Raw genomic sequence first — 20,950 nt, forward strand, 5'->3', positions numbered from 1 at the left:
TGCGCTTTATTTTTTGTCAAATATTCATTGCAAATCGACAAATACATGAAATTTTGTCGGTAATATTTATTAAAATCAGCCAAAATTTCCGATTTAGTAATCTAAAACTTCAAGGGCATATCATTTGTTAAAATATTAATGTAAGAAAGGATAACAATAAATGAACTTTAATAATTATACCATAAAAGCTCAAGAAACTATACAAAAAGCTTCGGAAATTGCTACAGGCAATCAACAACAAGCAATTGAGCCAGCGCACATACTCAAAGCATTACTAGCTGTAGACGAGAATGTAATTTCTCATTTACTAAAGAAACTAAATGCCAACATTAATTATATCAGTTCTGAAACTGATAAATTGGTGGAAGGTTTACCTAAAGTTTCTGGAAGTAATATTTATCTAAGTAACAATACGGCATCAGTATTACAGAAAGCTAATAGTTATCTGAAAGAGTTTAACGATGAATATGTATCGATTGAACATCTTTTATTGGGACTTCTCTCCTCTTCGGACAAAGTAGGAACCCTTTTGAAAGACCAAGGAATAAATGAAAAAGATTTAAAATTAGCTATAAAAGAATTGAGAGGAAATAATAGAGTAACAGACCCTAACGCAGAAGCTACATATAATGCATTGGGTAAATATGCCCGCAACTTAAATGAGTTTGCGGAATCAGGAAAATTGGATCCTGTAATCGGTCGTGATGAAGAAATTCGCCGTGTGATGCAAATATTATCTCGTCGTACCAAAAACAACCCAATCTTAGTTGGTGAACCAGGTGTGGGTAAAACCGCTATCGCAGAAGGTATTGCGCATCGTATCATCAAAGGTGATGCTCCAGAAAACTTGAAAACTAAAACTGTATTCTCTTTGGATATGGGCGCCTTGATTGCTGGAGCAAAGTACAAAGGAGAATTTGAAGAGCGTTTAAAAGCAGTTGTAAAAGAGGTTTCCGATTCAGATGGGGAAATTATCTTATTCATTGATGAGATTCACACTTTAGTTGGTGCTGGAGGCGGTGAAGGCGCAATGGACGCTGCAAATATATTGAAACCAGCTTTAGCACGTGGTGAATTGCGTGCTATCGGTGCGACAACGTTGAATGAGTACCAAAAATATTTTGAAAAGGACAAAGCTTTAGAACGTCGTTTCCAAAAGGTGATGGTCGAAGAACCAGATACACAAGATGCAATATCTATTTTGCGCGGTTTGAAAGAGCGTTACGAAACGCACCACAAAGTGCGTATTCTCGACGAATCGATTATTGCGGCTGTGGAATTGTCTCAACGCTATATAACAGATCGTTTCTTACCAGATAAAGCTATTGATTTAGTGGACGAGGCAGCTTCCAAACTACGTTTGGAAATGGATTCTGTGCCAGAAGCGGTAGATGAATTGGATCGTCGTATCATGCAATTGGAAATTGAGCGTGAAGCGATTAAACGTGAGAAAGACGAGAAAAAGGTTGCAGAATTGTCGGAGACTATTGCCAATTTATCTTCTGAACGTGATTCCTTGAAAGCTGCATGGCAATCAGAAAAGACTTTGGTCGATCGTGTAAACCAAGAAGTTCAAAATATTGAGAACTATAAATTGGAAGCTGACCAAGCAGAACGCCAAGGCGATTATGGAAAAGTGGCAGAATTACGTTATGGTAAAATAAAGGAAGCTCAGGATACAGTTGAGAAACTAAAAGCAGAACTGAACGAAAAACAAAAAAGTTCGCGCATGCTGAAAGAAGAGGTTACTGCTGAAGACATTGCAGATGTTGTATCTCGTTGGACTGGTATTCCTGTAAACAAAATGGTTCAGTCTGAGCGTGAAAAACTATTGAACTTAGAATCAGAGTTACATAAACGTGTAGCTGGTCAAGAAGAAGCTATTGAAGCAATTTCTGATGCTATCCGTCGTTCGCGAGCTGGATTAAGCGACGCAAAACGTCCGATTGGTTCTTTTATCTTCTTAGGAACCACTGGTGTAGGTAAGACGGAGTTAGCAAAAGCTTTAGCTGAATTTCTGTTTGATGATGAACAAGCATTAGTTCGTATAGACATGTCTGAATACCAAGAACGTCATTCCGTTTCTCGCTTGATTGGTGCGCCTCCAGGATATGTGGGTTATGATGAAGGTGGTCAATTAACTGAAGCTGTACGTCGTCGTCCTTATTCAGTAGTCTTATTGGATGAGATTGAAAAGGCACATCCAGACGTATTTAATATCTTGTTGCAAGTATTGGATGATGGACACTTGACAGATAACAAAGGTCGTGTTGTAAACTTTAAAAATACGATTATCATTATGACTTCGAATACAGGCTCACATATCATCCAAGAGAACTTCTCTTCGTTGACAGATGTGAATCGTGATGAAATCATAGCGAAAACAAAAGACGAAGTATTTGAATTGTTGCAAAAATCAATTCGTCCTGAGTTTTTGAACCGTATTGATGAGATCATAATGTTCACACCATTGAGCAGAAATGAAATCGGTGATATCGTACGCATGCAGTTCAATCATGTGACACGTCAATTGGCCGAACAAAATATTCAATTGACAGCTACTGAAGAAGCTTTAGATTGGTTGGCACAATTAGGATACGATCCGATTTACGGTGCACGTCCTTTGAAACGCGTTATTCAAAAAAGAATATTGAACGAATTGTCCAAAGAAATCCTAGCTGGAAAAGTAACTTCAGATTCGGCTATTCAGTTGGATGTCTTCGATGGCAAATTTGTATTTTTAAATAAAACAGAGGGATAAGATTTAATAATTCTCCTTTCACAAGGTTCTTTTCAGCGATGGAAAGAACCTTATTATTTTTTTTACATCTATTGAAGGCGTATTCATAAATAAATAATATTTTAGCGACAGATAACTAATATATAAATCTGTGGAAATTAATTGGAATGAGGTCTGGGCAAAAATCTTTATAAACAAAGATGAAAAGGCTTTTCAAAAATTATTTCTTCATTTTTATAATGATTTAGTACACTTTTCTAATGCTATAGTAGGAGATCTTGGATTAGCCGAAGATATTGTTTCCGACATCATGCTAGCTATTTGGAATGGCAAAATTGATTTAAAGTCAATTAAAAATGTAAAAACATACCTTTTCAAGGCTACAAAAAACCGCAGCTTAAATACCATTAATAGAGATAAGATCCATCTCAAGTATGTGCATTCAAAAGTTATAACAGAATATGCTAGTAGCCCAGAACAATTACTAATTGATAAAGAATTAAAAGATCTATTGGATAATGCCATAAATAATCTACCTGAAAAGACTAAAATGGCTTTTGTACTTGTTAAAGACAATTTACTCACCTATCAAGAGGTTGCTGATATTATGAACATAAGTAAAAACACGGTTGATAGGCATATTCAAATCGCATTTCAAAAAATAAAATCAACTTTATCCATTTTAAAGAGCTAATAACCATAGTTATACAAAAATATTCAATTTTGTATTGGTGATAATGATCAGGTAGTTTGTCTTATTTATATAACCAAGACATAATGACTGAAGATCAATTTTATAATCTACTACATAAATATATTGCAGGTTCAATTTCGAATGATGAATTGGAACTTTTAAATAAGGAATTAGAACGAAATGCTGATCACAAGTCGGTATTTATCTATCTAACAAAAAGCACAGTAAAAAAAGATAGTGCTGAGATCCTTGATATAAAATTTCAAAAAATATTAAATAATGTTGAAAGCAAAGAATTCAGCGATCTTTCATCATCTATAATAAAACTTTACAAAAATATATCTAGATATATTGCAGCGGCTTTAATTCTTATCATAGGCTATTTCTCCTTTCAAACAATTTTTTCAGACTCAAATTCCAGAAATACTTATAATATTTCAACCAAATATGGTGAACGAAAAGAATTTATATTACCTGACGGAACGAAAGTATGGCTTAACGCCGGCTCTTCGATACACTATAAATTAGACAAATCGAAAAAAACACGAGTAGTTAGATTAGATGGAGAAGGATTTTTTGATGTAGCACATAATAAAGAATTTCCGATGAAAATATCGGCTAAAGAATTGGAAATAAAAGTAATAGGCACATCTTTTAATATTCGCGCTTATAAAGATGAACGTTTAAGCGAAGCAAGTTTAATATCGGGCAAGATTGAACTTCAAATAAAATCTGATAATAAAATAATTCAACAAACTGTAATGAGCCCTGGTGAGAAAATAAAGGTTCTTAGCGAGAATCAACAATTACTATCGACTAATCTAAAATATAAAGAAACTGAAAGTAATAATACACCTTTAAATATTTCAAAAACACAAATCACACCTTTAGAAAATAACACATCTCTCCAAGAAACAGCTTGGAAAGAAAATGTTCTCATTATGGAAGGCGAAAGTTTAAAAGAAGCATTACCAAAACTTGAAAGATGGTTTGGTTCAAAATTAACTATTCAAAATCCAGTCTTAGATACAGTAAAAATTACTGGATCGTTCCAAGAACAAAGTATTGAAGAATTAATTGAGATCTTAAAATTGTCAGGACTTACTATTAATTATATAAAAGATAATAATAACCAAATAACACTTTACTAACTATGAAATGAGATAAGGAAATCAATTAAAAAAGGGGACAGAATCCATCCCCCACTTATGTAATGAATCAATTTTTAAGTACAATGCCCTGAGAAAGTAATGTACTTTAACCAATTCAATCAAATTTATGAAAATTAATTCACTCTATTGCAGTGAACAATCACTGCTATTAAAAACTTTTATGATGGTAAAACTCATCATTTGTTTTATTATTACGAGCACACTACAAGTCGCAGCAAACAATTTAAAAGGGCAAGAAAAAATAAGTCTTAGATTGCATAATAGTAATCTAAAAACTGTATTGAATGCTATTGAAAAACAAACAAACCTGAAATTTGTCTACTTAGATAAATTGGTTGAAAATAAAGAAATAGAACAGCTAAACATTTCTAATCAACCTTGGAATCAAGTATTAGGTCCCATTTTACAAAATGTAGGTTTATCTCTTCAATCTATTAATGATAATCGCATTGTCTTATCTCCTATCAAACCTACTCAAGAAGGAGCTATTATCAAGGGTATCATTACAGACAAACAAGGAACACCACTTACTGGTGTCAGTGTTGTTGTGAAGGAAAACAATACAGGAGGTAGTACGGATATTGATGGTATGTTTGAAATAAAAACTACAATCAAAGAGCCGACATTAATAATTAGTTACGTTGGTTATATCACACAGACGATTCCATATTCCTCGGCTGATTTAAAAGTTGTATTAGATGAAGATTTGACAGCTTTAAATGAAATCGTAGTTGTTGGTTTTGGTACACAGAAAAAGGCAAACTTAACAGGAGCTGTATCATCTGTTGATATGGAGAAAGTACTTGGAGATAGACCTGTAAGTTCTGCTTCTCAAGCTTTGCAAGGAGCTGTACCAGGAATGCAGGTTACATTTGGTAGCGGGAGACCAGGCCAAAGTACTGATTTAAATATCAGAGGAATCACGTCAATTAACGGAGGATCCCCATTAATTTTAGTTGATAATGTTCCTATGTCTTTGGATAATGTTAATCCCAAAGACATTCAAAATGTCACGGTATTGAAAGATGCAGCAGCAGCTTCAATATATGGTGCAAGAGCAGCCTTCGGTGTTGTCTTGATCACAACCAAAAAAGGAGCTAAAAACCAACCTACACAATTCAATTATTCCACAAATCTAACTTCATCGAGTGCCACAAGTCTACCAGAAAAAGCTTCACCGCTGGAGTTTATCCAAGCACTTAAAGATTTTGGAAATACAACATATTGGACAGGACAGAATGTGGATACATGGTTAGGATTATTACAAGAATATCAGAGCAATCCAACTAAATATCCAGAAGGAATTACTACTGTAAACGGAACTCGCTATGCCTTAAAAGAATACGATATGTACAATGAAGTTTTTGAAAAAGGCTTTGAACAACTACATAATCTATCAGTAAGTGGAGGTAGTGAAAAAATTGCCTATCGTCTATCTGGTATGTTTACGAACGAAGATGGCATCATGGCTAGTGATAAAGATTCGTACAAAAAATACAATTTGAATTCTTATGTGAGTGCGGAGATCGCTCGAAACCTTAATATTTCAGGTAATATCTTGTATAGGAATGATGCAAGAAGAACACCAATGAATATGGGTGAAATGTTTTATAGAGCAATCTCACATGGCTCCTTCATCAATACAGGATTTGATATCGGAATGGATGGAACTGAAGTTCCTTATGGCACACCAAATAATTACTTGAAATATGAAGAACCAAGTGTCTTAAAAAGAGATGATTTACGATTATTCGGAAAATTGGAGTACTCTCCTATTAAAGGATTAAATGTAACTGGTGAATACACTTTTAATAAAAACCACGATAACGACACTTACTATCAAGTGCGTCATAAATACATGAATCCTAATAATTATACCGAAGAATATCTTTTTAACAACGAATACTATCAACGCATGAATTATACAACGCAGTACAACGCTTTGAATTTATATGCTAGTTATAACCATGCACTAGAAAATCATAATTTCAAGTACTTGATAGGTACTAACTATGAAAAAAGTCATAACCAAAGCTTTTGGGCTAATCGTGCTGATTTATTAAGTCCAAGCTCACCTTCTTTAGGCACAAGTACTGGTAATCAGAGTGTAGGTGATGGTTTCGGTCAATACGCAGTCTTAGGATATTTTGGGCGTATCAACTACAATTATAACAATAAGTATTTGATAGAAATAAACGGTCGATTTGATGGTTCTTCACGCTTTTTAGAAGGTTCTAAATTTGGATTTTTCCCATCTGTTTCCGCTGGTTGGAATATCGCAGAAGAAAACTTTATGTCTGACATAAAAAATCAAGTAAACCTATTGAAGTTAAGAGGGTCATTTGGAGAAATTGGAAACCAGGTTGTATTAAATAGTTCAGGAAGTCAAGTGTATTTTCCAGTTACACCTAATATGAATACTTCTAATGCCAACTGGATTAATCCAATAACAGGTATTAGACAATTAACAATCGCGCCTCCTAGTCTTGTTTCTTCAACATTTACTTGGGAAAATGTGCGTACATTAAATTTAGGTGTGGATTTAGGCATTCTTCAAGGCCGACTTAACACTAGCTTTGATTGGTTCAAAAGACAAACAATTGGAATGCTATATCAAGGAGCTGATTTGCCAGCAGTATTAGGTGCAACTCCTCCATTCCAAAACAGTACAAACTTAGAATCTAAAGGCTGGGAATGGGAATTGACTTGGAAAGACAACATCAATAAATTTAATTATTCATTAGGATTTAATTTGTCCGATAACCAAGGATATATTACCAAACTTGAAAACAGCACTGGATTAATCAACTCATATTATGAAGGAAAGCAAATAGGCGAAATTTGGGGTTATGTTTCAGAACGCCTTTATACAGTTGAGGACTTTGTAGAAGGCTCACTAAATGCAAATCTGACAGGAGGAACATTAAAACAAGGAATTGCAGGATTTACGGGCGTTGCACAGAATCCAGGCGATATCAAGTATGCCGATTTAGATGGTGATGGTGTAATTTTCTCAGGTAATGGGACACTGTCTAATCCAGGAGATATGAAAGTCATTGGAAATAATACGAGAAGATATCAATATGGAATAAATGGTAACTTTAATTACAAAAACATAGATCTTTCCATCTTCCTACAAGGTGTTGGAAAGAGAGATATCTGGATGAGTAATCATATTTTTTGGCCATTTAACAATGAATTCAATACTGTATTCAAGCATAATATGGATTATTGGACGCCAGAAAACACAGAATCACACTATGGTCGCGTGTATGCAAATGCGGGCTTAAATACTTCTGCGAATAAAAGAGTGCAAACCAGATTCTTACAGGATGGATCGTACTTGCGTATCCGTAACATCACTTTGGGTTATAATTTGCCACAAGAGCTTCTACGCACCAAATTTATCAAATCAGTCCGTTTATTCGCGACAGGTGAAAACCTATTCACATTTGACAATCTACCAACAGGCTTTGAAGCTGATGGTGCTGATTTGGGTTCAGGGGGTATTTATCCATTCCTGAAGAAATATAGTTTTGGTTTGAATGTTAACTTTTAAACGGTGAATCGTACAATGAAAAAATCAATTTTACATATAGGTCTAGTAATCGCTTTAGGACTATCAACAACAAGTTGTAGTAATCTTTTGGAATTATCACCCGAAGGTACACTTACAGAAAATACGACATTTACATCTTATTCAAATTTTGTTGCCTATTCATGGCAATTTTATGGGACATTCCCTGGTTATAGTAATTCTGTACCTAATTCAGAAGTCAATACCGATTTATTTGCATTAGCAAATGCCAATGCGACTTCAGACTGGCTTTGGATTCGTGTAGTAACACCAAGTAGCTCTGGAGATTACAACACACCTTACAATAATATTCGCACTATTAATATTATGCTGGATAATATTGATAAGCCGAATCAATTGACAGATACGGAAAAAAAACATATGCGTAGTGTCGGCTATTTCTTTAAGGCTTATCATTATATGGATTTGTTAAATAAATATGGCAAAGCAATATGGGTGGAGAATGCACTTACCGATGGCGATGATGATATTCTCTATGGAAATACCTCATCAAGAGAAGAGATCGCTACTAAAATTTTAGAAATGCTCAACTATGCTGAAGAAAATATTAAACCAACTGGAGACGGCGCAAATTCAATAAACACGAATGTAGTGCGCGCTTTACTCTCTCGATTTGGCTTGCGCGAAGGAACATGGAGAAAATATCACGGATTGCAACAAGCAGAAGTATATTTACGAGCTAGCGCTGAAGCTTCTAAAAAATTAATTACTACTATTCCTGATTTACATTCTGATTATGATGAACTTTTTAATAGTGAATCTTTAGCAAGCAATAAAGAAGTGTTATTGTATAAACAATATGAGGTAAATCAAATCACACACACCTTGGCTTCTTTAGCTCGTAACTCTTCAGGACGTTGGGATTTGACAAAGGCGGCAGTAGATTTATATTTATTGAAAGATGGTCAAACGAGATACACAAGCCCTATGTTTGATGGAGATACTGATCCTTACAAAGAATTCAGAAATAGAGATACACGTTTATATTTCACAGTTCCTCCTCCATATAAAACTGTAGTGAATCACCCAAGTTACACTTGGACACATACTACGAATCCTGCTGATCGTGAATACATTGATTTGATGAACACATTATCTATTCCTACACGCAAAACCTTACCAGCTGTGAATTGGCAGGGTTTAGTATTAGCACAAGAGCCACATTTCGTTGATTATAATCTTGGACAGCCATTTAATGTAACTTATACAGGATATAGATTCTACAAATTCAGTAATAAAATAAAGATGTTACAAAATGAGGACATCAATGACGCTCCAATTTTCCGAATGGGCGAAGTATTATTAAATTATGCTGAAGCAAAATATGAATTAGGAGAATTTGATCAAAGTATAGCTAATAGTACGATCAATAAGTTACGTGCTAGAGGTCAAGTTTCTTCCCTACAAATTACTACTATTGCAAATGATCCAACCAGAGACCCTAATGTATCTCCAATACTTTGGGAAATCCGTAGAGAACGTGCGGTAGAACTTATGGGTGAAGGATTTAGATTTGATGATCTTCGACGTTGGAAAAAAATGGATTATGCTGCAAAACGTAAAATTGGAAGATATATTACAAAAGGAATTGATGTACCGCAAAATTCGATTATACCTATTTTGAATGGTGCATCAGCGGGATATATCGCTTACGAAGATGTACCTCCCGCATTCTCTGATCATTATTATTTATACCCGATTCCTTCAGCAGAAATTGTATTAAACAATAATATAACACAAAATCCTGGATGGGAATAGGTACACAAATTAATGTCTAGAAAATTCACTTACTAGACATTATATTTCTATTTAATCAAAATACTTTAAATATGCTTAAGATAAAACACATACTATACTTTATCCTATTTTTAGCCTTATCTGCAAATGCACAATCAAAAAAGCCAAATATTGTATTTATAATGGCTGATGATTTGGGTATTGGTGATCTTGGTGCGTATGGCCAGACCAAAATCAAAACTCCCAATCTAGATAAATTGGCTCAGCAGGGAGCAAAATTTACACAATTCTATGCAGGTACATCTGTGTGCGCGCCATCACGCGCATCCCTAATGACAGGAATGCATACCGGACACACTTATGTACGTGGAAACAAAGAAATTGAGCCCGAAGGTCAAGAACCCTTAGCTGACTCTATACGAACTTTTGCGATGGATTTACAACAAAGCGGATATGTAACTGGAGCATTTGGGAAATGGGGACTTGGAATGGTCGGAACGAGCGGAGATCCAAACCTCAAAGGATTCGACACCTTTTACGGATATAATTGTCAGCGACAATCACACCGCTACTACCCTACGCATTTGTGGCACAATGACAACCGCGTAATCCTTGCTGGAAACAATCTAACAGACAAAGTTCATTATGCGCCTACTCTTATCCAAGAACAAACGTTGAAATTTATTGATGACAATAAAGAAAAACCATTCTTCCTTTTTGTACCTACAGTATTGCCTCATGCTGAATTAGCTGGCCCTGATGATGAATTTTTCAAAATGTATGAAAATGCTTTTGTGGAGACTCCGCACAAAGGTCAAGATTACGGGCCAAATGCAACCATAGGTGGATATGCTTCTGTGGACAAGCCACGTGCTACCTTCGCTGCAATGGTCACGCGAATGGATGCTTACGTAGGTCAAATAATTAATAAACTTGATGAATTAGGTTTACGTGAAAATACAATCATACTATTTACTAGTGACAACGGTGCGCATCGTGAAGGTGGAGCTGACCCCGACTTTTTTAATAGTACAGCGAATTTTAAAGGTGTTAAACGATCTCTTTATGAAGGTGGTGTGCGTACTCCTCTTATAGTAAATTGGAAAAACAAAATTGCCCCAAACCAACAGATTACGCATGTTGGTGCATTTTGGGATGTATATAACACAATGTTAGAACTAGCTAATTTAACACCATCAACTCAAAATGATGGCATATCATTTTTGCCGACACTTGTAAAGAATGGTAAACAAAAAAAACATAAATATTTGTATTGGGAATTTCATGAAGATGGAGGAAGACAAGCTGTTCTATCCAAAGGTTGGAAATTGATTAAACAAAAAGTCAAATCACCTAAAGATTCTTACTATGAGCTTTATAATATTGATAAAGATCCATTCGAACAAAATAATTTAGCGACTTCAAATCCTAAGAAAGTTAAACAACTTGCTAAATTGATAGATGAAGCGCATATTGAAAGCGCAATATATCCTTTAATAAGTCTTAAAACTAAATAGATATATAACATATAAGGTTCTTTTCATTTCTGAGGGAAGTGTAAAGCAAACTGTGTCAGTGAGCTCTAAATAGATATAGGTCCCCTTCGGACCTATATCTATTTAGAGCCGCCGAAGGCTTTAATTCTATCACCAAATTTAAGGTGTAGTTGTTGCATTGTCAAGCCCCAATTACGAATTGGCATAGTCCATTTTTTGCTTATGTTTTGTATTGCTAGATAAATTAACTTTAATAACGCTTGATCTGAAGTAAACGCTCCTTTTGTTTTAGTCACTTTCCTAATTTGACGGTGCATAGCTTCAATAGCATTTGTTGTATATATAGCCCTTCTTATTTCTGCATTGTACTCAAAGTAAGTGGATAGATTTGTCCAATTATCAATCCAACCACTTACTGCTAATGGATACTTGTTACCCCATTTTTCCTCAAACTCTAAAAGCTTTTGATAACCATATTCTTGAGTATTAGCTTTATAGATAGGTTGCATGTCTGCTACTACAGCTTTTTTGTCTTTCTCAGGAACATATTTTAGACTTGAGCGTATTTGATGAACTATACACAATTGAACCTGGGTCTTTGGATAAACTGCTTCTATAGCCTCGGGAAAGCCTTTTAAGCCATCCACACAAGCAACCAGAATATCTTCTACTCCTCGTTGTTTTAAATCACTTAGTACCGAAACCCAAAATTTAACCCCTTCATTCTCCGACAAGTACACTCCTAATAGTTCTTTTTTCCCATCTTGATTAAGCCCAAGAATATTATACACTGCACGGCTTTGAACACTGCCACTATCCTTAACTTTGAAGTGCATGCAATCCAGGAAAATAAATGGATACAGAGGCTCTAATGGTCGATTTCGCCACTCAATCATCGCAGGTATGACTTTATCAGTGATATGAGAGATCTCTGTAGCAGAAATTTCCATTGCATACATATCTCTAATATAGGTTGTTATATCACGGGTACTCATGCCTCGAGCATACATGGAGATAACATTATCTTCTAATTCTTCCGTAATAATAAGTTGGCGTTTAGCTACTATTTTTGGCTCAAAGGTACCATTACGATCCCGACCGCTTTCAAGTTCAAAGCTTCCTGATTGTAAGCTTCTAACTGTTTTCTTGGTTTTACCATTCTTGCGATTTGATTCTCCAGAAGCCTTATTCTCTAAAAGATGATTTTCTAACTCACCTTCTAACATCGATTCTAATAAATGCTTTAGCATCGGAGCAAAAACTCCATCTGTACCACCCATCTTTTTGCCTTCGTAAAGGCCTTTCATCGCTTCTTCTTTGAATCGATCAAAATCAAATTTTTCGTTGTTCATTATACTGTGTCTAAAAATAAGTATTTATTTATTGACACAGTTCGGTTTACACCCTCTTTCTGAGAAGAACCTTATATTATTACCTTACTATCTGAGCAAAATCATCTGATTTTGCTTTAACGGTTTTAATTTTAAGTAACGAAATTAGTTTCCTGTTCTTGGTAATAGCATCCATATAATATTCATATATAAATCTCATCCTAAGGCCAAAAATAACTTGTCGTCCCGAAAACATTGCTGGGAACCAATCACATGAAGTTTTAATCATATAATCTAGAATTTCATCTTTTAGAAGATTCGTTCCAAAAGAAATATCCAAAAAGCCCAATTTCTTATTTTTATCAACTATGAATGGAATTTCGACACTATCTATACCAAAATTTGAATAATTATTTTCACGTTTCTTAGTATTTAAAATCCTGTTTATTTTAAAACATAAGAATTGATTCCCACTTTTATATATTGGTTGTATTTCTGCAGCAGTAAAAATAGTTTCAGTTGGAAAATTTTTTTCCGCATTATTATAGACTGTAAAACAATCTGCTTTTATACTATCAAAAGTCAAAGTAGGCTCAAAGTTTATATTGCGAACAGAGATCACACTATCATTAAGCCATAAAGTAAAACTTATCAAATACGTTTTAGAAATTACTTTACCATTATAAGACGCAGGTTTAAAATGTTTTACAATATTTGTTAGTTTTCTTTTGATCGTCTTCTGAACAAGGTCGCTATCATTAGAATATGAAGTTCCCAATAAACTCAATTTTGGTTTACCAACAGCGTCAAATTCAATTTCATAAAAAATATCAAGTGGCCTTTTATCAGTAACAAAATCACCAAAATCAATCTTTTTAAATAAAACTTCGATATCCCTTTTAAATTCTCTCTTTCCACGGTTTTGCCAATTACTTGCATTTATTTTATAACGCATTTCCTGATCTAAATCAACTGTATAATTTGGCAGATTTTGTGCATAAATTGTTAAATTACATATGATTAAAAGAAATAAATAAACAAGTTTTATCATAATTATAATTCTTATAATGATTTTACACTTTATCAATAATAACGACCCTTTAATAATTCTTAACTCTCTTTAAATCATAAATTTTTAAATTTACCTTCCCCGTATAATTCAAAAATGCTGTATAGTAAAATCTATATTTATTTTTCACAAAAAAAGGTCTTCCGCTCATTAATCCAGGGAACCAATTACAACTTAAAAGCTTCAAATTTTCAATAATAATAGACTCCGTTTTAGATTTGGACATATAATTTCCCTCGAGGGAAAAATGTCCATCCTTAGTAATTATAAAATCAATATCCAAACTGTCAATTTTATTATTAGAACCTATCCTACTACTTTTAAATAGTTTATTTAAATGAGAAATTAAAATCTCCTTCCCGCCTTTATACTCAGGAAATATTTCTACAGAATTGAAAAGATGGTTATCACTCTTTTCTCTATAAATTTCGAAACAATTGGTGTTTAAATAATAATCGGGTCTAGTTTTATCAAATCTTATTCTGTAAATATTCAATTTTTTTTCTTTCTTTATCTGAACATCTATTCTATACTTCCTATAAAAAGCATTACCCTGATATACCGCTGGTTTAAAATCGCTTAAAAGTTGGTTTACATACTTTGACAAATCATTTTTGCACCTTAGCGCTCTGTTGGTATCCTTAGTCCAATAATCTATTTTCTCAATAGATGGTATTTTGTTAGTGTAATCGATGTGGATAGTAAAATTAGATATGCCATCTTCATAATCTTTAAAAACCTCTGTTTTAGCCAAAAGACTCACTAATTCTTTCATCAACAAATCTTCCCCACGATCTTGTAACGTTTTACCAATAACTTTGTATCTAAATTCTTTGTCCAGACTATCAAATAAAGTTGATTTGGTTTGTGCTATTGATGTATAGTTCAAAATCATCAATAGAGCAATTAAGAAATAATTGGTCATAAGCTAAGCGTTCTAATCGTAACACTAAAGTTAATCAATTAGATAGAGGAATTCTAATTATAAAATTGGTCACTTACCTTGAGGTAACTCCGTCGCCTTTTGGCATATTACGGCATAGGGTTTGATGATTATACAGCAAAAGAAAGGTTAAAAAAATGAAAGTAAAAAATATCCAAAAAGTAGTAGGTCCAATGCCAATAGGTGATCCATTTATATTAGGTGCTTACCACTATGACAAATATCCCAAAGGCAATGGAAAATTTGGTCCTAAAGCCTCTTTAGAAGGCAAAAACTTGGGGAATGACTTTGACAGAAATGCCGATTGGCGTATGTACCATGGCAAAGAGATTCCTGGTTTTCCATTTCATCCGCACAGAGGATTTGAGATTATCACCATAGCTGAAGAAGGATTTGCGGATCACTTTGATTCCAAAGGATCAAAAGGTCGTTATGGTGAAGGTGATGTGCAATTGATGAGCGCTGGGTCAGGCGTATTGCATGGCGAAATGTTTCCTTTGATATATGAGGATAAAGAAAATCCCATGCGATTGTTTCAGATTTGGTTGAACTTACCATCTTCTAGCAAAATGACTGAACCACAATATAAAATGTTGTGGCATGAAAATATTCCAATTGCTAAAGTTGGCGAGGGTGTCAAAGTGAAAGTTATATTGGGAGAATATAACGGAATTAAATCCATAGATGCTTTACCATACTCTTGGGCAAAAGATCCAAATCATCATGTGGGAGTTGCTTTAGTGGATTTAGCACCAAACGCTACCTATAAATTAGAAGCAATTTCGGAGACTATGAACAGATTTGTTTTCTTTTATGATGGAAAAGGAACAATACAAATTGAGGGTAATGAGCTTAATCAAAACTTTATTGCTGAATTGAACGGAGGAGAAGAAATCGTGATTAAAAACAATACAGAGCGTGCTAAGTTGCTAATTTTGGAAGGTGAACCAATTAATGAGCCGGTGGCAGCTTACGGACCTTTTGTCATGAACACAAAAGAAGAATTAGATCAGGCATTTGCAGATTATCGCAAAACTCAATTTGGTGGATGGCCTTGGGGGCATGAAGAGATTGATGTAGTTCATCCAAAAGATGCAGGGCGATTTGCGAGTTATAATTTTGGTAAGGAATTGGATAAACCAAGTGCATAAATAAATCCAAAGGCTAGAATGGCGTTCAATTGATTTGAGCGCTATTTTTTTGTACTAGTTTCTATGCATATTTTCTTTTTATGAAGAAAAGATGTATATTCTGACAAAGTATGTTAGAATTATGAATAGTGCAATTGTAATAAGAAAATACAAGCCAGAAGACCAAAGTATATTACTGCAAATAATTAAAAATAATATTCCAAAATACTTTGCAGAGACTGAAATCGATGATTATATAACCTATCTTGATGAAGAAGTTCAGGATTACTTTGTAGCGGAATTGGATGATAAAATTATTGCTGGGGCAGGTATTAACTATGATAAAGATAAACAACTTGCCAAAATAAGTTGGGATATAGTTGATACGGAATTCCATAAGCAAGGTATTGGAACTTTATTATTAAATCATCGTTTAGAAATAATTGCTAACCGCAAAAATATAAAGTCTATAATAGTTCGTACTTCTCAGCATGCCTACGCATTCTATGAAAAGAATGGTTTTAAGCTCTTGGAGCGACATAAAGATTATTGGGCAGAAGGATTTGATATGTATAAAATGAGTTATAACAGAAAATTAGTAGATAAATAATCAATAGTATATGAAAAGTACAAAACCCATCGGAATTATCATTGGTACAGTAGTTCTGATTATTATTATTTTAATGTTCGGTCTTCCTCTTTATAATGTATGGCAACAAGAGATGGCAGGAAAAGCAGAGATGGCGAAAGCAGAACAAAATCGAAAAATCTTGATTGAAGAAGCTCGTGCACGTTTAGAAGCTGAAAAATTGAATGCACAAGCCGAAATTGAGCGTGCTAAAGGTATGGCTGAAGCGATGAAATTAGAAAACGGAACTTTAAATACTACGTATAATCAGTATTTATTCATTCGAACATTAGAGAAATTAGCTGATAAAGGCGATTTACCTCAAATTATTTATATGCCAGCCGAAGGACTTGTTCCAGTATTGGATGTCAACCATACGAAAAAATCAGTACAGCCTGTTGAATAAACAAATGGCGCAGTCATGAATATCGACTGCGCCATTTTTATGGATGAATGTAAATACCTCTAAAACTCTACCTGAATTATAGATCTAAGAGGAATTAGAACACCACTTTTAATTTGTACATATTTGTCTGTGACAGACCAAACAGTAGTTTCTACTCGAAGTGGACCATCGACACTATTAAAAACTATGGTAGCTTTTGATTTAAATTCATTGCCTAATCTTTGAGCATCAACTAATTTTCCTCTCAATTCTTCGGATCTATTTACCTCTGCAGCTAATATTTTATGATTTACGATATCTTCTTTTTCTATAATTGTTCCAATCATGATATTTAGATTTATTTCTTATATAAGTAAATATAAATATTTGATAAATTAAAATAAAGATTGCAACAAAAGAAATACTGAATAGATTTTAATTTATTGTAATCTTATGATTTAACTTATTAAAACCGGTATTAGCTTCCCAAACATCTCTATTCGCAAGACGAATACTATATTCAGGTCTATTGGAAATTGATTCATAATCATCTGGCATACTTAACAGTACATCATATTCACCAGCCTTGAGTTCTGTCGGTAATTTTACACTTGTTTCCAATTTTATAGCACCACTATACCAATGTCTTACATCTGTGTCTAATAATACTTTAACAAAATTTTGAGAATTTGTAGCTCTAAAAACCAGATAAACTGGTCTTTTGTTGTATGGTGAAGCATATCCCCTGTTGATTACACTCATATTCAAAGATATATTTCCACCTACTTGAGCTGATTTTGAAATTGTTGCACTTTCTAATACAAATCTATATCCTAGATTTTTTTTGATATTATCCATACACCCATCAGTTTGCCATTTATTATTCACTTCATTGTTGTAATGCGCATTGATGTAGCTGTAATGCATCTCTTTGAATGCCTCTTCAGCTCTTCCCACAGGTGCACAATTAGAAATAGACTCAAAAACACGACAAGTTTCCCCTCCCACAACAGTATATTTGCTATCAGCCATTTTATATTTTTTCAATACGTCTACGACATTTGCACTAGAAGTTCGGCCACTTGATGTGTTGCCATAGTCCTCAAACGTACCTACATCATTAGAACTAGCCATGAAACAATCATTATGAAAACCTAAACGGGCTTTATCGGTATTTTTAAATGCTTCCTCTTCCTTCAATGCAGCACTATTAATAGTAGCATTTACGCCATAAATAAAGCGTTGTTTTTGTTGAGGATATCTGATCTGAACCATACGACTATCTGGAACCGCATCGAGCAAAGCAGCTAAAATTTCATTTCTGTCGTTCCAATTTTCATCAAGTAGTTTACGCTGAGAGCCATTTGAAGAAGGATCTCCAAAATAATCCGTATAATACTGCTCTCCCCATGTACCAATAAATCCAATTTGAACACAGGCGATGACGTCTGCATTTTTGTGTAATACGTCTTTTAAGCTTGCGATGTGTTTCAAGACAATATTTTTTGGCGCATCACCATATGGAGGACAAATGAACCCTTCAGGACAATTGCCCGCTGTCTGCTGCACAGAATATACAAATCTGGGAATCAACTTGACACCTGCTTCACGAGCCGCATCCATGTCCTTTTGTACATTACTGAGAAAAGTTGGAGTTAAATCCTTGTCTTTGACATCATCAAGGATGAAATACCTAAAAACTAATGTGCTATATACTTGATAATTAGCATTAGAAATACTTTGTAAATTTCTATAGCCTTTTAATGTAGCTGCATTCAAGACAGAATAATTACTGCTTGTAGTTTGCGAATACCTATAAAAACCACGCTCTGGATTAGCAAAATCTTCATTACTCTCTAAATAAGTTATTCGCTCTGTCTTACCTTCCTCTTTCTTTGAACTATCTTGGTTTTTGCCACATTGTGCAAACAAGAGAAGGCAAGTTGCCGCATATGTTGTAATTAGGTTGTTCATAATTTTAAGTTTATAATTTTAAGTTTATAATTTTAAGTTTATAATTTAAATATTATTTTACGTTTATAAAGCCAATAGCAGAGAGACCACAATACGAATAACGTCATCATGCTACTAATAACCATAGACCATTGTTCTCCAACACCAAGCAAATTGCTTAATCCACCTACAAAAATGTAGACTGTTTTATTTAGCCATTGCTTTCCTACAGTTTCAAAAAATAGATAAATAAATATAGCATTCATCCCAACTACAGTGTAAATCCAAGCGTATTTATTCCTTTTATTAATGTCAAAGAACCAATACAAGCCAGCTAATATCAAAAACACATAGCCTCCTGATACAATCGCAAATGAAGTAGTGCTAATTCTTTTTATAATTGGCGTAATGGTATAATCTAATGTATATCCTACCACCAAAAGACCTAATCCCACAATCAAAAGTCTTTTTGCCACTTCGATCTTATCAAGTCCAGAAATAATTAACTTACCAGCTAAACATCCCCAAATTGTATGAACAGCCGTTGGAATAAAATTGACCGCAACCCAGCCACCATTATTTATTTTGCCCATCAAAACCATATCCATATAAGAGCCGAAATTTTTGGACATTACAAATGGTTCATTATAACCTGAAATATTCGTAAATCTATATAACAACTCTGTCAATACTAATAGCAAAATTGTAAATCCTATTTGCCATTGAAATGATTTAGTAATGATTAAGTAGGCAATAATTGTAGTTAATGCTAATTGAACAAGCACATTCCAAAGTTCCCAAACTAATTGTCCAGAATAGACACAATGCAAGGCAACACCAAAAAAGAAAAGTTTAGTACTACGAATTAAAATGTGATTGAGATTTGCTTTCCATGTTATTCCTTTTTTAGATTTATAGTGAAAAGAAATATATAATGCCGCTCCTGCCATAAACATAAATGCGGGCTGTACTAGATCCCAAAAATATAATCCGTGCCACTGATGGTGTTCAAACTGTGTAATAAGTATCCTTCCGAAAGTACCTTCTTCTGTAAAACCCTTTATATTATCGTATAATCTTGTGCTCTCTGCTGCGAGTAAAATCATGATCATACCACGCATTACATCGAGAGACAATAATCTATTTGATTCTTGATTTGTCATAATTTTTGGTTGATAAGGAGTAATCCATATGGATTACTCCTTCATAATTATTTAGAGCGGAAATGTTCCAAATGTAGTAGTACCACTAATAGCTGGAATAGAACCAATCACAGCATATCCTGAGTTATTCTCAACAAATCCGAATTTGATATTTCCTGAAATATTTTGGAATAAACTTCGTTTGATAGAGAATTCTACCCTACGTTTACCATCACCCGAATTCTTGAATTGCGAGAAATTGGCAGCTCCTAAGAAATCTGCGACAGTAGTACTAAAACCACCCCAACCATCAGCCATGACACCAGTATGTTTGGTAAGAGCACCCCACCCTCCTGCTACACTGCCTTCTAATTTATAATCCGCTCCAGAGCCACCACCAAATTGCCAAGCATTATATCCTGTCTGTGTATTATTATCCGTATCAAAATACATCACCACTGGTGACAAATTCATTTCTTCGTTACCTTCTAGCATAAAAAATAAATCCGTACTATTTGCAAAGGTCTTTATCCCTTTAATGGTATTAGTACCTTCTGGATTCACAACAGTAAAATCAACATAATCCCAATCAGAAAAATCACTATCAATCTTTATATTGGGACCGACAATTACAACTGTGTCTTTAAATGTACTTTCTTGCTCACCATTGATAGCTGTTAAGGAAACAATAAATTGGCCTTTAGACTTATATATATGTTGAGGTGATTTTAATGTTGAGGTAGAACCTAGACCATCCCCAAAATCCCATAGATAGGAAGTTGCCCCTCTTGAAAAATTAGTAAAAGTAACTTTGAATCCATCAGTTGAACTACTGAAAACCGACTTAAATGCAGGTTCATTATCTTCTTTACTGCATCCATAGAAGATGAGTGTACTTGCTATAATATATAAAATTAATTGTTTCATAATAT

The 20,950-nt window shown here is 34.1% G+C and carries 16 protein-coding genes; 9 read left to right on the top strand and 7 right to left on the bottom strand.

The window, feature by feature from the left end:
- Nucleotides 1-160 precede the first annotated feature (160 nt).
- The 6 genes from clpB (at nucleotide 161) to GOQ17_RS11490 (ending at nucleotide 11,458) form a co-directional block, all read left to right on the top strand.
- The gene (gene clpB / locus GOQ17_RS11465; RefSeq protein ID WP_159637548.1) at nucleotides 161-2,761 is read left to right on the top strand and encodes an ATP-dependent chaperone ClpB; all 2,601 of its coding nucleotides are present in this window, start codon (nucleotides 161-163) and stop codon (nucleotides 2,759-2,761) included.
- Nucleotides 2,762-2,891: 130 nt separating this feature from the next.
- The gene (locus tag GOQ17_RS11470; RefSeq protein ID WP_159637549.1) at nucleotides 2,892-3,434 is read left to right on the top strand and encodes an RNA polymerase sigma-70 factor; all 543 of its coding nucleotides are present in this window, start codon (nucleotides 2,892-2,894) and stop codon (nucleotides 3,432-3,434) included.
- A gap of 83 nt (nucleotides 3,435-3,517) precedes the next feature.
- Nucleotides 3,518-4,585, top strand: a complete 1,068-nt coding sequence (locus GOQ17_RS11475; protein WP_159637551.1) for a FecR family protein — start codon at nucleotides 3,518-3,520, stop codon at nucleotides 4,583-4,585.
- Nucleotides 4,586-4,766: 181 nt separating this feature from the next.
- Nucleotides 4,767-8,165 (top strand): SusC/RagA family TonB-linked outer membrane protein, encoded by a 3,399-nt coding sequence (locus tag GOQ17_RS11480; RefSeq protein ID WP_159637552.1) that lies wholly within the window; start codon nucleotides 4,767-4,769, stop codon nucleotides 8,163-8,165.
- A gap of 15 nt (nucleotides 8,166-8,180) precedes the next feature.
- Nucleotides 8,181-9,962, top strand: coding sequence for a RagB/SusD family nutrient uptake outer membrane protein (locus GOQ17_RS11485; RefSeq protein ID WP_159637553.1), 1,782 nt, complete (start codon nucleotides 8,181-8,183; stop codon nucleotides 9,960-9,962).
- 71 nt (nucleotides 9,963-10,033) lie between these two features.
- Nucleotides 10,034-11,458 carry an arylsulfatase gene (locus GOQ17_RS11490; RefSeq protein ID WP_159637554.1) on the top strand — a complete coding sequence of 475 codons (1,425 nt, stop codon included), beginning with the start codon at nucleotides 10,034-10,036 and terminating at the stop codon, nucleotides 11,456-11,458.
- Nucleotides 11,459-11,556: 98 nt separating this feature from the next.
- Here the strand turns inward: GOQ17_RS11490 and GOQ17_RS11495 are convergent, their stop codons facing one another.
- From GOQ17_RS11495 to GOQ17_RS11505, 3 genes are all read right to left on the bottom strand, one after another.
- Nucleotides 11,557-12,789 carry an IS256 family transposase gene (locus tag GOQ17_RS11495; protein WP_159637555.1) on the bottom strand — a complete coding sequence of 411 codons (1,233 nt, stop codon included), beginning with the start codon at nucleotides 12,787-12,789 and terminating at the stop codon, nucleotides 11,557-11,559.
- 79 nt (nucleotides 12,790-12,868) lie between these two features.
- Complete coding sequence (locus GOQ17_RS11500) at nucleotides 12,869-13,819, bottom strand: hypothetical protein (RefSeq protein WP_159637556.1); 951 nt, start codon at nucleotides 13,817-13,819, stop codon at nucleotides 12,869-12,871.
- A gap of 49 nt (nucleotides 13,820-13,868) precedes the next feature.
- Nucleotides 13,869-14,762: a hypothetical protein gene (locus GOQ17_RS11505; RefSeq protein WP_159637557.1), complete on the bottom strand. Its 894-nt coding sequence runs from the start codon at nucleotides 14,760-14,762 to the stop codon at nucleotides 13,869-13,871.
- 155 nt (nucleotides 14,763-14,917) lie between these two features.
- Here GOQ17_RS11505 and GOQ17_RS11510 point away from each other — a divergent pair, with 155 nt between their 5' ends.
- The 3 genes from GOQ17_RS11510 to GOQ17_RS11520 all read left to right on the top strand — a co-directional run bounded on the left by GOQ17_RS11510 (nucleotide 14,918) and on the right by GOQ17_RS11520 (nucleotide 16,944).
- Nucleotides 14,918-15,931 (top strand): pirin family protein, encoded by a 1,014-nt coding sequence (locus GOQ17_RS11510; protein ID WP_159637558.1) that lies wholly within the window; start codon nucleotides 14,918-14,920, stop codon nucleotides 15,929-15,931.
- A gap of 121 nt (nucleotides 15,932-16,052) precedes the next feature.
- Nucleotides 16,053-16,520 (top strand): GNAT family N-acetyltransferase, encoded by a 468-nt coding sequence (locus GOQ17_RS11515; RefSeq protein ID WP_159637559.1) that lies wholly within the window; start codon nucleotides 16,053-16,055, stop codon nucleotides 16,518-16,520.
- Nucleotides 16,521-16,530: 10 nt separating this feature from the next.
- Nucleotides 16,531-16,944 carry an SPFH domain-containing protein gene (locus GOQ17_RS11520; protein WP_159637560.1) on the top strand — a complete coding sequence of 138 codons (414 nt, stop codon included), beginning with the start codon at nucleotides 16,531-16,533 and terminating at the stop codon, nucleotides 16,942-16,944.
- 59 nt (nucleotides 16,945-17,003) lie between these two features.
- Here GOQ17_RS11520 and GOQ17_RS11525 read toward each other — a convergent pair whose 3' ends face one another.
- The 4 genes from GOQ17_RS11525 to GOQ17_RS11540 form a co-directional block, all read right to left on the bottom strand.
- On the bottom strand, nucleotides 17,004-17,270 hold the full coding sequence (locus GOQ17_RS11525; RefSeq protein ID WP_236537132.1) for a hypothetical protein: 267 nt from the start codon (nucleotides 17,268-17,270) through the stop codon (nucleotides 17,004-17,006).
- 88 nt (nucleotides 17,271-17,358) lie between these two features.
- Entirely contained in the window at nucleotides 17,359-18,897 is a 1,539-nt protein-coding gene (locus GOQ17_RS11530) for a DUF4832 domain-containing protein (protein ID WP_159637561.1), read from the bottom strand.
- Nucleotides 18,898-18,935: 38 nt separating this feature from the next.
- The gene (locus GOQ17_RS11535; protein ID WP_159637562.1) at nucleotides 18,936-20,039 is read right to left on the bottom strand and encodes an acyltransferase family protein; all 1,104 of its coding nucleotides are present in this window, start codon (nucleotides 20,037-20,039) and stop codon (nucleotides 18,936-18,938) included.
- A gap of 51 nt (nucleotides 20,040-20,090) precedes the next feature.
- On the bottom strand, nucleotides 20,091-20,945 hold the full coding sequence (locus GOQ17_RS11540) for a PKD domain-containing protein (RefSeq protein WP_159637563.1): 855 nt from the start codon (nucleotides 20,943-20,945) through the stop codon (nucleotides 20,091-20,093).
- Nucleotides 20,946-20,950: the final 5 nt, after the last annotated feature.

Source organism: Sphingobacterium composti (assembly GCF_009829075.1).
In the GTDB taxonomy this organism is placed as follows: Bacteria; Bacteroidota; Bacteroidia; order Sphingobacteriales; family Sphingobacteriaceae; genus Sphingobacterium; species Sphingobacterium composti.

Bases quoted from the DNA above. Each gene is read 5' to 3' on its own strand.
- GOQ17_RS11490 (WP_159637554.1), top strand. From the start codon at position 10,034: ATGCTTAAGATAAAACACATACTATACTTTATCCTATTTTTAGCCTTA.
- GOQ17_RS11535 (WP_159637562.1), bottom strand. From the start codon at position 20,039: ATGACAAATCAAGAATCAAATAGATTATTGTCTCTCGATGTAATGCGT.
- GOQ17_RS11520 (WP_159637560.1), top strand. From the start codon at position 16,531: ATGAAAAGTACAAAACCCATCGGAATTATCATTGGTACAGTAGTTCTG.
- GOQ17_RS11540 (WP_159637563.1), bottom strand. From the start codon at position 20,945: ATGAAACAATTAATTTTATATATTATAGCAAGTACACTCATCTTCTAT.
- GOQ17_RS11495 (WP_159637555.1), bottom strand. From the start codon at position 12,789: ATGAACAACGAAAAATTTGATTTTGATCGATTCAAAGAAGAAGCGATG.
- GOQ17_RS11475 (WP_159637551.1), top strand. From the start codon at position 3,518: ATGACTGAAGATCAATTTTATAATCTACTACATAAATATATTGCAGGT.
- GOQ17_RS11485 (WP_159637553.1), top strand. From the start codon at position 8,181: ATGAAAAAATCAATTTTACATATAGGTCTAGTAATCGCTTTAGGACTA.
- GOQ17_RS11505 (WP_159637557.1), bottom strand. From the start codon at position 14,762: ATGACCAATTATTTCTTAATTGCTCTATTGATGATTTTGAACTATACA.
- GOQ17_RS11500 (WP_159637556.1), bottom strand. From the start codon at position 13,819: ATGATAAAACTTGTTTATTTATTTCTTTTAATCATATGTAATTTAACA.
- GOQ17_RS11515 (WP_159637559.1), top strand. From the start codon at position 16,053: ATGAATAGTGCAATTGTAATAAGAAAATACAAGCCAGAAGACCAAAGT.
- GOQ17_RS11525 (WP_236537132.1), bottom strand. From the start codon at position 17,270: ATGATTGGAACAATTATAGAAAAAGAAGATATCGTAAATCATAAAATA.
- GOQ17_RS11510 (WP_159637558.1), top strand. From the start codon at position 14,918: ATGAAAGTAAAAAATATCCAAAAAGTAGTAGGTCCAATGCCAATAGGT.
- GOQ17_RS11480 (WP_159637552.1), top strand. From the start codon at position 4,767: ATGATGGTAAAACTCATCATTTGTTTTATTATTACGAGCACACTACAA.
- clpB (WP_159637548.1), top strand. From the start codon at position 161: ATGAACTTTAATAATTATACCATAAAAGCTCAAGAAACTATACAAAAA.
- GOQ17_RS11530 (WP_159637561.1), bottom strand. From the start codon at position 18,897: ATGAACAACCTAATTACAACATATGCGGCAACTTGCCTTCTCTTGTTT.